The sequence below is a fragment of the Shimia sp. genome, from assembly GCF_049116215.1.
GTDB lineage: Bacteria > Pseudomonadota > Alphaproteobacteria > Rhodobacterales > Rhodobacteraceae > Shimia.
In genome coordinates this window covers 179,729-193,652 of the sequence record NZ_JAGDZB010000002.1, presented here as the reverse complement: position 1 = coordinate 193,652, position 13,924 = coordinate 179,729, and the positions used below count along the sequence as shown (strand labels likewise).

17 protein-coding genes are annotated in these 13,924 nt (G+C 58.6%); 7 read left to right on the top strand and 10 right to left on the bottom strand.

All coding sequences use genetic code 11. From position 1 onward, the window contains the following. Positions 1–55 precede the first annotated feature (55 nt). From JXR15_RS06535 to JXR15_RS06525, 3 genes are all read right to left on the bottom strand, one after another. Entirely contained in the window at positions 56–505 is a 450-nt protein-coding gene (locus tag JXR15_RS06535; RefSeq protein ID WP_422052434.1) for an RDD family protein, read from the bottom strand. Positions 506–593: 88 nt separating this feature from the next. Next, a complete protein-coding gene (locus JXR15_RS06530; protein ID WP_422052433.1) occupies positions 594–1,019 on the bottom strand; it encodes a DUF2852 domain-containing protein in 426 nt (141 codons plus the stop codon). A gap of 172 nt (positions 1,020–1,191) precedes the next feature. Continuing rightward, positions 1,192–1,659: a YbaK/EbsC family protein gene (locus tag JXR15_RS06525; RefSeq protein ID WP_422052432.1), complete on the bottom strand. Its 468-nt coding sequence runs from the start codon at positions 1,657–1,659 to the stop codon at positions 1,192–1,194. A gap of 57 nt (positions 1,660–1,716) precedes the next feature. On the opposite strand from JXR15_RS06525, the gene JXR15_RS06520 reads away from it, so the two are divergent. From JXR15_RS06520 to JXR15_RS06510, 3 genes are all read left to right on the top strand, one after another. Continuing rightward, positions 1,717–2,103 carry a DUF4440 domain-containing protein gene (locus JXR15_RS06520; RefSeq protein ID WP_422052431.1) on the top strand — a complete coding sequence of 129 codons (387 nt, stop codon included), beginning with the start codon at positions 1,717–1,719 and terminating at the stop codon, positions 2,101–2,103. A 61-nt stretch (positions 2,104–2,164) separates the two neighbouring features. Beyond that, complete coding sequence (locus JXR15_RS06515) at positions 2,165–4,954, top strand: glutamine-synthetase adenylyltransferase (protein ID WP_422052430.1); 2,790 nt, start codon at positions 2,165–2,167, stop codon at positions 4,952–4,954. A gap of 1 nt (position 4,955) precedes the next feature. Further along, on the top strand, positions 4,956–5,225 hold the full coding sequence (locus JXR15_RS06510) for a hypothetical protein (protein ID WP_422052429.1): 270 nt from the start codon (positions 4,956–4,958) through the stop codon (positions 5,223–5,225). Between the two features lie 3 nt (positions 5,226–5,228). Here JXR15_RS06510 and JXR15_RS06505 read toward each other — a convergent pair whose 3' ends face one another. Further along, on the bottom strand, positions 5,229–5,609 hold the full coding sequence (locus JXR15_RS06505) for an NUDIX hydrolase (protein ID WP_422052428.1): 381 nt from the start codon (positions 5,607–5,609) through the stop codon (positions 5,229–5,231). Between the two features lie 200 nt (positions 5,610–5,809). Between JXR15_RS06505 and JXR15_RS06500 the strand changes: the two genes are divergently transcribed. The 3 genes from JXR15_RS06500 to JXR15_RS06490 are packed head-to-tail and all read left to right on the top strand — an operon-like array spanning position 5,810 to position 8,292. Then, positions 5,810–6,481, top strand: a complete 672-nt coding sequence (locus JXR15_RS06500) for a DUF6778 family protein (RefSeq protein ID WP_422052427.1) — start codon at positions 5,810–5,812, stop codon at positions 6,479–6,481. 57 nt (positions 6,482–6,538) lie between these two features. Further along, on the top strand, positions 6,539–7,750 hold the full coding sequence (locus JXR15_RS06495) for an RSP_2647 family RNA methyltransferase (RefSeq protein ID WP_422052426.1): 1,212 nt from the start codon (positions 6,539–6,541) through the stop codon (positions 7,748–7,750). After that, positions 7,747–8,292, top strand: a complete 546-nt coding sequence (locus JXR15_RS06490) for an RSP_2648 family PIN domain-containing protein (protein WP_422052425.1) — start codon at positions 7,747–7,749, stop codon at positions 8,290–8,292. Before JXR15_RS06495 ends, JXR15_RS06490 begins: the two co-directional genes overlap by 4 nt. Positions 8,293–8,359: 67 nt before the next feature. Here JXR15_RS06490 and JXR15_RS06485 read toward each other — a convergent pair whose 3' ends face one another. From JXR15_RS06485 to JXR15_RS06460, 6 genes are all read right to left on the bottom strand, one after another. Then, positions 8,360–9,052: a M48 family metallopeptidase gene (locus JXR15_RS06485; protein ID WP_422052424.1), complete on the bottom strand. Its 693-nt coding sequence runs from the start codon at positions 9,050–9,052 to the stop codon at positions 8,360–8,362. A gap of 47 nt (positions 9,053–9,099) precedes the next feature. Beyond that, positions 9,100–10,284 (bottom strand): vWA domain-containing protein, encoded by a 1,185-nt coding sequence (locus JXR15_RS06480; protein WP_422052423.1) that lies wholly within the window; start codon positions 10,282–10,284, stop codon positions 9,100–9,102. A gap of 3 nt (positions 10,285–10,287) precedes the next feature. Next, complete coding sequence (locus JXR15_RS06475) at positions 10,288–10,455, bottom strand: hypothetical protein (RefSeq protein WP_422052422.1); 168 nt, start codon at positions 10,453–10,455, stop codon at positions 10,288–10,290. Between the two features lie 6 nt (positions 10,456–10,461). Further along, on the bottom strand, positions 10,462–11,832 hold the full coding sequence (locus tag JXR15_RS06470) for a DUF2927 domain-containing protein (RefSeq protein WP_422052421.1): 1,371 nt from the start codon (positions 11,830–11,832) through the stop codon (positions 10,462–10,464). A gap of 2 nt (positions 11,833–11,834) precedes the next feature. Next, positions 11,835–12,287 (bottom strand): GNAT family N-acetyltransferase, encoded by a 453-nt coding sequence (locus JXR15_RS06465; RefSeq protein WP_422052420.1) that lies wholly within the window; start codon positions 12,285–12,287, stop codon positions 11,835–11,837. A gap of 154 nt (positions 12,288–12,441) precedes the next feature. After that, positions 12,442–13,281 (bottom strand): AAA family ATPase, encoded by an 840-nt coding sequence (locus JXR15_RS06460; protein WP_422052419.1) that lies wholly within the window; start codon positions 13,279–13,281, stop codon positions 12,442–12,444. Positions 13,282–13,467: 186 nt separating this feature from the next. On the opposite strand from JXR15_RS06460, the gene dksA reads away from it, so the two are divergent. Beyond that, entirely contained in the window at positions 13,468–13,890 is a 423-nt protein-coding gene (gene dksA / locus JXR15_RS06455) for an RNA polymerase-binding protein DksA (protein WP_422052814.1), read from the top strand. Positions 13,891–13,924: the final 34 nt, after the last annotated feature.

The window sequence follows — 13,924 nt, the reverse complement described above, 5'->3', positions numbered from 1 at the left end:
CCGGCAGGCAGCGTGCCTCGATCACGTTTGAGACCGAGGCGCCGAAAAATTTGCGTCAATACCGCGCCGCGCGGTTGATGGCGACGGAGCCCATGACGTGGTCGGTGAGGCCTTGTTTGCGCGCCGTTGTGATCATCAGAACCACCGAGATGATCTGCAAGATTGGGAACATCACTGACACGGTGAAGCCCAGCGTGTGCAGGAAGGCGGACCCTAGATCAAAGCGGCTGCCATCGGATTGGCGCAGCTCGATGGACATCAGGCGCATGCCCCATGTGGCAGAACCCGTCGCAATGGTGACCACGCGGTAGGCAAAGCCAAACACAAACAACAACGCGCCAAAGAAGAAGAGGCCTGTGAAGGCTGTAAACGGCAACACCAGCACACAGAGTACAAAGATCAGGCCGGTGTCGATCAGCCACGCCAGAAAGCGCTTGAAGGTCACGTCTTCATAAAACTCGGACTGTGTGTCCGGATCGGGTAGGGCAAAGCTGCGGTGGTTCATGTCTCTCTCGATTGGGTTGATGCCGGTACTTTATAGAAAACGGCGCGGAAGGAGGCTTCCGCGCCGTGACTGCTCAAATAGGGCGCGCTTAGGCGTCTTCGGTCTCGCGACGTTCGTCTGCCGCTTTGGTGGCGCGCTCGTCCATAAACTGATCAAACTCAGACTTGTCTTTTGCGGCGCGTAGACGCTCCAGGAAGTCTTCGAAGTTTTTCTGTTCATCTTCCAAACGGCTCAGGGTCTCGTCGCGGTAGCTGTCAAAGGCGCTGTTGCCGGAGGAGGCCATCACATGCATGCGACGGGAACAGCTGCGGTTGCGGGAGGACTTTTTGAACATATCTTTGCTCCAGATCATGTAGAACAGAAGGGCCAGGCCAACAGGCCAGAAGAACACGAAGCCAAGAACCATGGCGGCAATCCAGGCACCTTTGCCTTTGCTGTCCAGCCAGGCCTCGCTCTTGCCAAACCAGCTGAGGTGCTGGGTGTCGGCGGTATGGGCGGTTGCGGCAGGGGTCATAACTGTCTCCGAGTTTGTTTTGTTGTGTCTCTGTGAGGCGGTATGTAAATCGCTTTCACATTACCAAGATTGGGAGTGCAGCGGCGTATTGCAAGGAAAAATGTGAAAGGTTTTTACATTTTGGCCTTATGTGATTGTTACTGTTTGTAAAAATAGTTTGGAATTTTGTTGGTTAGATGCTGAAATTGCAGGTCTTTGCGCCGGAAATTTGCTGCAAGTCTTCGGGGGACAGGCAAAAAACATGGTTGGGCGTGCCCGCGGCGGTCCAGATTTCAGCAAAATCGGTCAAGCGAGTGTCCATAAACGCCTGGATAGGGGAGAGGTGACCCACGGGGCTCACCCCGCCAATCGCGAAACCGGTTTGTTTGCGCACCACATTGGCATCGGCACGGGTCAGCGGTGCGCCCAGAAGAGCTTCGGCGGTTTTGGTGTCGATCTGGCGGCCACCGGCGGTGAGAAAAAGCACGACCTCGCCGGTGTCGGCGTTTTGAAAGACAATGGATTTGGCGATTTGATCCACCTCACATCCCACGGCGTCGGCGGCCATTTGTGCCGTACGTGCGCCGTCGGTTTCGCGAATGTCGATCTCTTTGCCTGCGGCTTCCAAGGCGGCGCGCACGCGTTTCAGGCTCTTGCTCATGTGGTGTCTCCTCGTCCTCGGGTTGATTTCTGCCACGGTGCGCCGCAGGGTGCCAGCATGGAAAAGAAGACTGATCTAAAAGAGACTTTGTTGGCGCTGGAGACCCGGGTTTGGGACGCGTTGGTGACAGGGGATGGTGATGCGGACGGGGCGTTGCTGAGTGAGGATTTTATCGGCGTCTATCCGGACGGGATTGCCGGAAAGGACGCCCATACGGGGCAGTTGGACAGCGGCGCCACGGTGGCGGATTATCGACTGAGTGAGGTGCAGGTGCGGGCCACGGGTGCGGATAGCGGGTTGTTGATTTATCGGGCGGACTACCTGCGGGTTGGGAAGACGGATTGGGAGGTCATGTTGGTGAGCTCCTTGTGGGAGAAGCGCAACGGAGCTTGGATGAACAGCTTCAGTCAGGACACACCGTTGACCGGAGAAGGCGTGCCCTAATCTCGCCCTGCGGCAGTGCAGCGGATTGACCTTGGCGGGGCGCGGTTTCAAAGTCGCGTCCATGTTGTTTGAATCACAAATCACCCGCCTGCCACGCCCTTTCGATCTTGATCTAGGTGCGGAGGCACGGGCGGCGGTGCCTGCGTTGTCTGGGGATCTGGCCAAGCTGATTGAAGGCACGGCCGGATCCAGTCCCTACTTAAAAAGCCTGATCCACAAAGAGGCAGATTGGCTGCCGGAGGCGTTGCAGGATGCGGACGCCGCATTGGCGCGGCTGTTTGCCGAGTTGCGCGCCGGGGCACCGGATCAGCGGGCAACATCCCTGCGGGCGGCAAAGCGCAAAGTGGCGTTGTTGACAGCCTTGGCGGATTTGTCCGGGGCGTGGTCGTTGGAGAAAGTGACCGGCACGTTGACGGATTTTGCCGATTTGGCAAGTCAGTTGGCACTTGAGGCCACGATTGGCGCAGAAATCCGGCGCAAGAAGCTGCCCGGCGCCACTGAGGATGACATTCCGACAGCGGGCGGCATGGTGTCGATTGCCATGGGCAAGATGGGTGCGCATGAGCTGAACTACAGTTCTGACATTGATCTGATTTGTCTGTTTGATGAGAGCCGGTTTGATGCGGATGAGTACCATGACGCGCGGGCGAGTTTCATTCGGGCAACGCGCAAGATGGCGGCGATGCTCAATGACATCACCGGCGATGGCTATGTGTTCCGCACCGATCTGCGGTTGCGACCTGATCCGGCGGTGACACCGGTGTGCCTCGCGATGGAGGCGGCGGAGCGCTATTATGAGAGCCTGGGGCGCACCTGGGAGCGGGCGGCCTATATCAAGGCGCGGCCGTCGGCGGGCGATTTGGCGGCGGGGCAGAAATTCTTGGATACGTTGACGCCGTTTGTCTGGCGCAAGCATTTGGACTTTGCCGCCATTCAGGACGCGCATGACATGCGGTTGCGCATTCGTGAGCATAAAGGGCTGGGTGGCGAGATCACGCTGGACGGTCACAACATGAAGCTGGGGCGCGGCGGCATTCGGGAGATCGAGTTTTTCACTCAGACCAGGCAGTTGATTGCGGGCGGGCGGGATCCGTATTTGCGAGACCGCCATACCGTGCCGGGGCTGCGCAAGCTGGCCGCCAAAGGCTGGGTGCCAGAGGATGTGGCGGAGGCGTTGTCTGATCACTATCGCTTCCATCGCGAGGTGGAGCACCGCGTACAGATGGTGGCGGACGCCCAGACCCATCTGTTGCCAAAAAGCGAAGAGGGCTGGGGCAAGATTGCGGGGTTGATGGGGCGTGATGAGGCTGACATTCGTGCAGAACTGCATGACCGGCTGACCGAAGTGCATGAGATGACCGAAGGTTTCTTTGCGCCGGATGCAGCACCAGCGGAAGGTGGTGTTGAAATCTCCCATACGTTTGATGAAGACGTGATTGCGCGCTGGGAGAGCTATCCGGCGATGCGCAGCGTGCGGGCGGTGGAGATATTCAACCGTGTGCGGCCAGAGATACTGCGGCGCTTGGCGCAAGCGCCGAAACCGGATGAGGCGCTTTTGGCGTTGGACGGGTTTTTGCGTGGCCTGCCTGCTGGCGTGCAGCTGTTTTCGCTGTTTGAGGCCAACCCGCAATTGATTGACCTGCTTGTGGATATTGTTGGGACAGCGCCTGCATTGGCGCAGCATTTGTCGCGCAACTCTGGTGTGTTTGACGCCGTCATTGGCGGCAGCTTCTTTACCGAGTGGCCTGGTGTGCGCGGGTTGACCGAAGAACTGTTGGAGCGGCTGGCGCGGGATGATGATTATGAGGCCCAGCTCGATGGCACGCGGCGCTGGTCCAAAGAGTGGCAGTTCCGCATCGGTGTGCATCATCTGCGGGGGCTGATTGGTGCCGAGGAAGCCGGGCGGCAGTATGCGGATGTCGCTGAGGCGGTTCTGGCAGGGTTGTGGCAGCCTGTTGCGGATCATTTTGCCACCAAACATGGGCCCATGCCGGGACGCGGCGCGATTGTGTTGGGTATGGGCTCCTTGGGGGCGCAGCGGCTCAATGCGACGTCGGATCTGGATCTGATCGTGATCTATGACGCGGATGGCGTGGAGGCTTCGGAAGGAAGGCGGCCCCTTGCGGCGCGGCCTTATTATGCACGGTTTACCCAGGCTTTGGTGACCGCCTTAAGTGCACCGATGTCGCAAGGACGGCTCTATGAAGTGGACATGCGCTTGCGTCCGTCGGGCACGCAGGGGCCGGTGGCCACGTCACTGGCGTCGTTTAAGAACTACCAGAGGGATGAGGCCTGGACCTGGGAGCATCTGGCGCTGACACGCGCGCGACCGGTGACCGGCGCGCCGGAGCTGATGGCGGAAGTGGAAGGCTTCCGGAAAGAGGTCTTGGCGGCGGAGAGAGACAAGGCTGCAATTGGCAAAGACGTGCAGGAGATGCGCGCGCGGATTGCAGCGGCCAAAGCGCCGGATGGGCCATGGGATGCCAAGATCGGGGCAGGGCGGTTGCAAGATATTGAGTTGTTGAGCCAGACCGGGGCGTTGTTGGCGGGATCACCGCGTCGGACGGTCACACAGGGATTGCAGGCCGGTGTCGCAATTGGCTGGCTTTCTGCCTCAGAAGCGTCAGACCTTGCCAGCACCTATCGGCTTTGTTGGCAGGTGCAACTGGCGTCCAAGCTGCTCTCAGGCAGTACCATTGCGCCCGATGCGATTGGCGAAGGTGGACGGGCGTTTTTGTTGCGTGAAACGGGTGCGGACGATATCCAAACCGTGGTAGATACGTTGACAGAGGCGACGACAATTGCCGCAGAGACGGTCACCAGGGCATTGGCGTCCACAGGAGAGGTGTGACATGGACATTTCGCATTGCGATCCCAAGGGGTTGATTCACGAGAGCTACCGGATGGACGGCATCGCGGCGTCGGAGTGTCGGTCGATCTTTCTGGATTGGGCATTGTCACTGCCCGAGGACGTGGATACGCGGGACGCCATTGAGGTGTTGATAGTGCATTTGAGCAGCCGATTTCCGGGTCACCCTATGACTGCGGTTTTGGAAGAAGGCAGCGTGGAAATGCGGGCCCCAAAGCGGCGCGGTGGGTGGCGCTCGCGGCCACGCGGCTGAGGGTTAAGAGTTATCGAGAAAATCAAATGCCTCTTTGATGCTGTCATCAATGAGAGTGTCGATGTCGCCACGGTTTTCCAAAAGTATTGGCAGATCGCCTGCACCAATCCAGCGCCAGAGATCCACTTTGCCGTCTTCGAGAGTAGGCCGAGTTAGATCGCCCTTCACAGTCACAACAAATTGGCGCTCCAAACGGTTACCATCAGCCGCGTGCCAGCTTTTTGGGGGTAACTCGACGAGCGTTTTCGCAAGGATCCAACCGGTTTCCTCAACAACCTCTCGAGCAAGCGCTTGTGCAACGGTTTCACCGGGATCGACGTGCTCCCCCCGCAAGATCCCAGCAGCCGGGAAAGAGAGAACGGGTCGGACTTCGGCACTGCACAAACACCTCTCTTCTTGGGTTGATAATCAAAGCAGTGGCGACCGTTTGCGTCACAATTGGAAGCGCCTTTTTGGTGGTTGGGTGAATTTCTCAACTTTTAATCAATTCCTTTGAAACGTCCACGGCGCGTCGCAATCGCGCCCCATTTGGCGCGCAGATTTGTGTGGAGCAGCAGAGGCGAAAACCGCCCGAGGAGTTGGACATGTCGATGGGTAAAATTATTGCAGCACTGGTTTTGGCATTGGGTGCAAGCGCCTGTGCATCAGTGGACACCGCGAGCCGGAACGCCCCCTATGACGTGCCATCCACTGAGATGGCCGCGCCTGCGCCGTCTTATGCGCTTCAAAGTTTCGACGTGTCCGTCCCGACGGCACTGAAAGTCTCAGAGGCCAATTTGTACTATCCGCCCGGTGATATTGTTTGGCGCGGGGATGCTCCGGGCAACCGGTATGAGCAGGTGAAAGCCATTTTTGATGAAGGCGTGCGTTTGGGCGCCTATCCGCTAGACGGTGCCATGCCGGTGCGGGTGGAAATCGAAGTGACCCGCTTCCATGCGTTGACCGAGAAGACACGTTATTCCGTGGGCGGGGTACACTCGATTGAGTTTATCATGACGATTATCGAGCCGGAGACCGGCACAGTTCTGCGCGGTCCAAAGCCGATTACGGCGAGCCTTGTGGCCTATGGCGGCCAGATGGCCATTCAGGCGGAATCCCGTGGCTTGACCCAGAAATACCGCATCACCCAGCATCTGGCGCGCGTGGTGCGCGACGAGTTGACCAAAGCGGAGGGCTTTGTGGCCCCAGAGCGCGGCGCAACCAAGCGCATTCAACCGCTGGAGCCGATTGGCACGCAGCTCGCTGCGGCTGAGTAAATCTCCGAGACACAGAGAAGGGTTTTCACACCCGTGAGAAACAAGTAGGAGGGCGGCATGTCTATGTCGTCCTCTTCTGCGTCTGCGCGCCCTGTTGTGCGCATGAAGCCAAAAGCCAACGCCCGTGCAATCCGTCATGGATTTCCCTGGGCATATGATAACGAGCTGGTCACGGATCGGCGCACCAAGGCGCTTGTGCCTGGCACCCTCGCGGTGCTGGAAGACGACAAGCGTCAGCCCTTGGGCTTGGTGGCGACCAACAGCCAGAGCAAGATTTTCTGCAGGATGTTGGATCGCGATCCAGAGGCCGTGATTGACCAAGCCTGGTTTGAGGCAAAGTTTGCCCGCGCATTGGCCATGCGGGAGCGGGTGTTTGGCGCGCCATTTTACCGGTTGATCCATGCGGAGGCGGATGGCCTGCCTGGTGTGGTTGTCGATCGGTTTGGCGATACTGCGGTGGTGCAGCCAAATGCAGCTTGGGCTGACACATTGCTAGAACCTTTGATGGCCGCACTTGTGGCGGTAACCGGTGTGATCAATGTGCTGAAAAACGGCTCCGGGCGCGCGCGTGTTTTGGAAGGGCTTGAGGAGCACAGCGCCGTGATGGCCGGTGCGGCTCCTGATGCGCCGGTGCCGGTGGTGATGAACGGTGCCACTTATATGGCGGATTTGACCGGTGGGCAGAAAACCGGGCTTTTCTACGATCAACGTCCCAACCACGGATTTGCTGCCGGGCTTTGCAAAGATGCAAAGGTTTTGGACGTTTTTTCGCATGTGGGTGGATTTTCTTTGGCAGCGTTGGCCGGCGGTGCCAGCTATGCCACGGCAGTGGATGGCTCTGCGGCGGCGTTGGAGTTGGCGCAGGCCGGGGCTGAGGCCGCAGGCGTTGCGGATCGGTTTGCGACCCGCAAAGGCGACGCGTTTGAGGTGTTGACCGCGCTGGGCGAAGAGGGCGTCAAGTTTGATGTGGTGATCTGTGATCCCCCGGCGTTTGCGCCGTCCAAACCTGCGCTTGAGAAAGGTCTGCGGGCTTATGAGCGTGTGGCGCGACTGGCGGCGCCTTTGGTGGCTGAAGGCGGCTATCTGGGGTTGTGTTCCTGCTCTCATGCGGCGGATCTGGCGCGGTTCCGGGGCGCGTCGGTGCGCGGAATTGGCCGAGCCGGGCGGCAAGCGCAGCTCATTCACACCGGTTTTGCCGGGCCGGACCATCCGCTGATGCCGCAGTTGGCGGAGAGCGGATACCTCAAATCACTGTTTTTCCGTCTGTGAAGCGCCTGCTGCTTGATACCTGCGTTCTGTATCCCACCGTGATGCGGGAGGTGTTGCTGGGCGTGGCCAAGACCGGCGCGTTTGAGCCGCAGTGGTCGGAGCGTATCTTGGAAGAATGGGCGCGGGCGGCGCGGAAACTGGGCCCAACCGGTGAGCCTCAGGCGCGGGGCGAGATTGCGCTTGTTCAGGCGGCCTGGCCCAAGGCCGTGGTCACGTGGAAGCCGTCCTTAGAAGACCGGTTGTATCTGCCGGATGAGCATGACGTGCATGTGTTGGCAGCGGCGATATCCGGATCGTCGGATGCGATTGTCACGGTAAACGCCAAGGATTTTCCCAAGCACATTCTTGCCGAAGAGGGGCTGGAGCGAATTGCGCCGGATGAACTGCTGCGCGGATGTTGGGAAGAGGATCCAGACGGGGTTTCTGCGGTTTGCGAGGCGGTGCGTCAGGAAGCGGAGCGGTTGAGCGGCGCGCCTTGGGAGATGCGCAAGTTGCTCAAGAAGGCGCGTCTTCCAAAGCTGGCAAAGGCCGTTAGCGCGTAAAGAGGGGCTTTGCCCCGTCACAGCTGGGGCTGTGACTCCCCAGGATATTTTGGGCAATAAGACGCGCTTAGGTTTTGGTGATGCCCCATTTGCGTTCGAGCTTTTCGATGGCTTGAATGCGCTCTTGGGTTTTGGGGTGGCTGAGCAGCCAGGCCGGCGTGCTGGCCCCATGGGCGCCGGTCAAATTCGTGAGTTTTTCAAACAGCGCTTTTTGTGGCGCAGTGCCGATACCGGATTTCACCAGAAGGGCTGCGGCGTATTCGTCCGCTTCATATTCATCACCGCGTGATAGGCGCGCAGAGAGCAGGCTGGTGGCGGTGTTGGCCACCAGAGGGCCGATGCCGGGCAGGAAGCGGTTGAGCACCATCGCGAGTGCCGTGCGCAGGGCGTTTTGGCCGGAGAAGTCGATCATGCGGCGGCGGGAGTGGCCTAAGGCTACGTGGCCCAACTCATGCGCTACAACGGAGGCGAGTTCTTCGGCGGTCACATCGCCGGCGCGGTAGCGGTTGTAGAACCCACGGGTCAGGAAGATGCGGCCATCCGGGGCGGCGAGGCCATTGACCGGTTCAATTTCATAGATGTGCACCCGGATGCGCGGCAGATCGAGGGCTTTGGCCATGTCTTTGATCAGGGGATTGAGGCGGGGATCGGCCAATTCTGTAGACTTGGCATCAAGCTCACGCGCCGTGCGCCACGCGGAAAAACGCATCATCAGCAGGCCGTAGACCACGGCGATGAGGATCGGCATCAGTTTGATCATGGTAGAGATATGAGCCAAGCCGTGGATGGCTTCAACCCGTGCTCACGTCAGCGTGTCAATTCCCGCATGCCGCGTTCCAGACCTTCGAGGGTCATTGGCACCATCCGGTTTTCAAAGATGTCGCGGATCATGCCGATGGAATGGGTGTATTGCCAATGTTGTTCCGGCAAAGGGTTGATCCAAAGGTTTGACGTCCATTGGTCACGGGCACGTTCCAGCCAGACCTGGCCGGCCTCTTGGTTCCAATGCTCATTGGCCCCTCCTGGGTAGGCGATTTCATAAGGCGACATGGAAGCGTCGCCAACAAAGATGCATTTGTAGTCCGGCCCATAGGTGCGCAGCACTTCGTGGGTTGGCGTCTGGTCATTCCAGCGGCGTTTGTTGTCGCGCCACACACCTTCGTAGAGGCAATTGTGAAAGTAGTAGTATTCGAGGTGTTTGAATTCTGTTCGGGCGGCAGAGAACAGTTCTTCAACCACTTTGATATGCGGATCCATCGAGCCGCCCACATCGAGAAATAGCAGCACTTTCACGGCGTTGTGGCGCTCGGGGCGGGTTTTGACATCGAGGTAGCCGTGCTCAGCGGTGGCCTTGATGGTGCCATTTAGATCCAGCTCTTCGGCCGCGCCTTCGCGAGCCCAGCGGCGCAGGCGTTTGAGGGCCACTTTGATGTTGCGGGTGCCCAGTTCCACGGAACCGTCAAAGTTTTTGAATTCGCGTTTGTCCCAGACTTTCGCCGCGCGTTGGTGGCGGCTTTCTTTTTGGCCAATGCGCACGCCTTCGGGGTTATAGCCATAGGCGCCAAACGGCGAGGTGCCAGCGGTGCCAATCCACTTGTTGCCTCCCTGATGGCGGCCTTCCTGGTCTTTGAGGCGCTCCTGTAGGGTCTCCATCAGTTTGTCGAAGCCACCCAACGCTTCGATTTCGGCCATCTCTTCTGCAGAAAGGTGCTTTTCGGCCATCTTGCGCAGCCATTCTTCGGGGATGTCGACAGCGTCCAGCACGTCTTGGGCAGAGATTTCGCCCAAGCCGTCAAAGGTGGCCGCAAAGGCGCGGTCAAACTTGTCGATGTTGCGCTCATCTTTCACCATGATGGTGCGGGCGAGGTAGTAGAAGCTCTCTACATCGTATGTGGCCAGCCCTGCCTTCAGCCCTTCGAGAAAGCCAAGAAACTCGCGCAGAGACACCGGCACACGGGCGTCACGCAGGTTTTCAAAGAAGGGCAGGAACATGGGTCAGAGCGCCATACGGTGGATGATCAGCGTGATAAACAGGCCGATGATCGCAAAAATCATAGCGTAGACAAAGCCATATTGCAGGATGTCGGCACCTTTGCCGCCGCGTTTCTTGGCCAATGTGCCACCGATGATCGCGCCTAGCACAGCGCCGAGAAGTACAAACATGGTGTCTTATGATCTCCCTTTGACCGGGCTGAGCGCCGTGATCTCGCGCAGTTTGGCGCGCACGGCCCAGTCCGGGCCGAAGCCGTAGCGTGCCCAGCCAAGACTGTCCAGCCGCAGGGCGCCGGCATCCTCAAACTTGCCTTCCATCTCCAGCGCTTCTGCTTGCAGCAGCATGAGGGTGGACAAGAGGGCGGCGTTTTCAAATTGGCCAGCCGGGGCAATTTGCGGGTTGAGAATGGTGAGAGCCTCGCGGCTTTGTCCGGCGCTGATCGCGTAAGCTGAGAGCTGCGTGGCGACAAACGCGCGGTGCGGGCCGAAGCGTTCTGCGGATCGGTAGGCGCGGTCGGCAGCTTTGAAATGGGTGTGCGCGGCGGCGATATCTTGTGACTGTAACAGCCGGCCCAAAGCGTAATGGGCAAAGCCGAGGCGGTGATCTTGCCAGCCATTGTTTTGTGCAATCACAAGCGCTTGTCGGGCGGCGGCGCGGCGGTTGGCGGGTGAGGTACCAGGACCTAGGGCCGTTTGTACGGCGTTGATCCAGGCACGTGGGGTTTCCGGCAGCGGATTGCTGGAAAGTTGATCACCACGAGGATTGATGCGCGACAGGATCGACGGCAGGCGGGAGGCGACCTCGCCGCGGGTCATGCCGTTGCGCAGGGTTGGGTCGTAGTAGGCCCTCAGGATGGTCATATCAAAGCCGGTGAGGACGGCGTGGATGTTGTCGTCGTTAAATACGCTGTCAGGCAGGCGGTAGAGGTCGTTTAGGGGGCCCAAGGCCTGCGCCAGTTCTTCGTGCAGACAATCACGGGTTTCTTGTGGGCTGGTGTCGTTGGGCAGGAAGATCGCAATTTTGTCGCGGTTTTCCAGAAGCGCCCAGTTGGCGGCACCGCTGCGCCGGGCAGAGCGATACTGCGACAGAGCGGAGATATTGGGCACCACAAAACAGGCGGCCTGTGGCAGGGCTTTGCGGATTTCGCGGCGCGAGACGGCCTGAATGGTGATATTCGCGGAAGACGATTGCGTCAGCGAGATGTCGATACGCGCCTCGTTGCGCAGGCGTTGCAGCAGCGCTTTGAGGTCCGGCATCATCCCCGTCGGCGGCGCGCCGGTGACGCGCACGGTGATTGGGCCTTCAAAACGGGTGAGGCGCTCAAGGCTGCGGCCGCTTTCTAGCTCAAAACTCAAATCCAGAAAGTCGCGGGCTATGTCGCGGTTGGAGCGGTTCGGTGGGATAGGGCGCGGGGTGGAGAAAGCCTTGACCGGTGGCAAGGTGGTGTCGCTCACTGCGGCGCGGGTTGGCACGCCGTTGCCACCGATGGGCGTGCAAGCCGCCACGGCAAAAGCCAGAGGGATCAGTGAGGACAGAAAAGAGCGCAAAATCAGGGCCTTTGATACTTAATAAACGGGGACAACTGCCCAATGCGATCATACAGCTTGCGGGCGTTGGTGTTAAATTCTTGGGTCATCCAATACACGCTTGGCGCACCGGCGTCATCAGCTGCCTGATACACAGCTTCAATCAGTTTGCGGCCCACACCGGTGCCGCGTACCTCCGGATCGGCGTAAAGGTCTTGCAAATAGCAAACGTTTTCAACTTTCCAGGCGTGGCGGTGGAACAGGTAGTGGGTCAGGCCGATGAGTTTGCCGTTGAGTTCTGCCACAAGGCAGGAGTAGTCCTGCGGATCATCGCCCAGAAGCCGGGCAAAGGTAGAGGCGTAGACCTCCTCCGACACGGTGCTTTCATAGAAGGTGATATAGTCGGTCCAGAGGCGGCGCCACTCTGCGTGGTCGGCTTCGGTTAGCGGGCGGATCAGGACGTCAGGCTGGGACATGGGTGGTCGGACTCCGGTTGGATGCCGATTCCTTCTACGAAATCAGGCCTTAATTGGATCGTAACATGCGCAAAGACTTGGGCAAGATTGCGGTGTGTCTGGTGAAATTGAATGACCCACATTGGTGTGGGCCATCAAAAATTTGGTGATAAGCTCAGCGCCCGGAGCGGGCCATAAAGGCGAGTCGCTCAAACAGATGCACGTCCTGTTCGTTTTTGAGCAGGGCGCCGTGCAGCTTGGGCAGGGCGTTGGCACCGTCGCGTTTGAGATCTTCCGGCGACAAATCTTCCGCCAACAGCAACTTCAGCCAGTCAATCACCTCAGAGGTTGATGGTTTTTTCTTCAAACCAGCGGTGTCGCGAATTTCGAAGAACTGCGTCAGTGCCGTGGTCAAAAGTGCTTCTTTGATGCCAGGGTGATGAACCTCGACAATCTTCTTCAGCGTCGCCATTTCCGGGAAGCGGATGTAGTGGAAAAAGCAGCGACGCAAGAAGGCGTCGGGCAGCTCTTTTTCGTTGTTCGACGTAATGATGATGATCGGGCGGTGCTTGGCTTTGACGGTTTCACCAGTCTCGTAGACGTGGAACTCCATCTTATCGAGTTCCTGCAGCAGGTCGTTGGGGAACTCGATGTCCGCCTTGTCGATCTCGTCAATCAAAAGGACAACTTTTTCATCGGAATCAAAGGCTTCCCAGAGCTTTCCGCGTTTGATGTAGTTGCTAATATCATGCACGCGTTCGTCGCCCAGTTGGCTATCGCGCAAGCGAGAAACCGCGTCATACTCGTAGAGACCCTGCTGTGCCTTGGTGGTGGATTTCACATTCCACTCGATCATTTTCAGGCCCAGACCGCGGGCCACCTGCATGGCCAATTCGGTTTTGCCAGTGCCTGGTTCGCCCTTCACCAGGAGCGGTCGTTCGAGTGCTACAGCGGCGTTGACCGCCACGGTCAGGTCATCGGTGGCCACATAGTCTTTGGTGCCCGAAAACTGCATAAAATTTCTCCGCCGGTTCGCCTATTTCGGCGCGCACCCTATCGTGAACATATTTTGTCCGCAATGTGCGGTTAACAGGTAGTGACATTCCCCAGCCAAGGGAGTATTGGCTGGCACGGAGAGAAGGGGGGTTACATGTCTGACTTGAATTCCACGATGGACGTGAACCGCGATGAGGGAGCAGAAATGAAAGCCGAAACTTTCCTGCCCGACGACTATCGTCCCGCAGAAGATGAGCCGTTCATGAATGAACGGCAGGTTGAATACTTTCGACGTAAACTATTGAGCTGGAAAGAGGATTTGCTTGCGGACACCCGCGACACGATCGAGGGTCTGCAAGACGGCACCCGCAATATTCCGGACGTTGCCGACCGCGCCAGTGAGGAGACTGATCGCGCGCTTGAGCTTCGCACCCGGGATCGCCAGCGCAAATTGGTCGCAAAAATCGACAGTGCTATTCGTCGGATCGACGAAGGCGAATATGGGTACTGCGAAGTGACGGGAGAGCCTATTTCGCTCAAACGTCTGGACGCCCGTCCAATCGCCACCATGAGCCTTGAAGCGCAAGAACGTCACGAGCGCCGCGAAAAAGTGCATCGCGACGACTAAGTTTGATCTGCCCTGTGACGGTAAATCGCAGGGT

Excerpts from the sequence above, each read along its gene's own strand:
- JXR15_RS06535 (WP_422052434.1), bottom strand. The coding sequence starts at position 505 with ATGAACCACCGCAGCTTTGCCCTACCCGATCCGGACACACAGTCCGAG.
- JXR15_RS06530 (WP_422052433.1), bottom strand. The coding sequence starts at position 1,019 with ATGACCCCTGCCGCAACCGCCCATACCGCCGACACCCAGCACCTCAGC.
- JXR15_RS06525 (WP_422052432.1), bottom strand. The coding sequence starts at position 1,659 with ATGAGCAAGAGCCTGAAACGCGTGCGCGCCGCCTTGGAAGCCGCAGGC.
- JXR15_RS06520 (WP_422052431.1), top strand. The coding sequence starts at position 1,717 with ATGGAAAAGAAGACTGATCTAAAAGAGACTTTGTTGGCGCTGGAGACC.
- JXR15_RS06515 (WP_422052430.1), top strand. The coding sequence starts at position 2,165 with ATGTTGTTTGAATCACAAATCACCCGCCTGCCACGCCCTTTCGATCTT.
- JXR15_RS06510 (WP_422052429.1), top strand. The coding sequence starts at position 4,956 with ATGGACATTTCGCATTGCGATCCCAAGGGGTTGATTCACGAGAGCTAC.
- JXR15_RS06500 (WP_422052427.1), top strand. The coding sequence starts at position 5,810 with ATGTCGATGGGTAAAATTATTGCAGCACTGGTTTTGGCATTGGGTGCA.
- JXR15_RS06495 (WP_422052426.1), top strand. The coding sequence starts at position 6,539 with ATGTCTATGTCGTCCTCTTCTGCGTCTGCGCGCCCTGTTGTGCGCATG.
- JXR15_RS06485 (WP_422052424.1), bottom strand. The coding sequence starts at position 9,052 with ATGATCAAACTGATGCCGATCCTCATCGCCGTGGTCTACGGCCTGCTG.
- JXR15_RS06480 (WP_422052423.1), bottom strand. The coding sequence starts at position 10,284 with ATGTTCCTGCCCTTCTTTGAAAACCTGCGTGACGCCCGTGTGCCGGTG.
- JXR15_RS06475 (WP_422052422.1), bottom strand. The coding sequence starts at position 10,455 with ATGTTTGTACTTCTCGGCGCTGTGCTAGGCGCGATCATCGGTGGCACA.
- JXR15_RS06465 (WP_422052420.1), bottom strand. The coding sequence starts at position 12,287 with ATGTCCCAGCCTGACGTCCTGATCCGCCCGCTAACCGAAGCCGACCAC.
- JXR15_RS06460 (WP_422052419.1), bottom strand. The coding sequence starts at position 13,281 with ATGCAGTTTTCGGGCACCAAAGACTATGTGGCCACCGATGACCTGACC.
- dksA (WP_422052814.1), top strand. The coding sequence starts at position 13,468 with ATGAAAGCCGAAACTTTCCTGCCCGACGACTATCGTCCCGCAGAAGAT.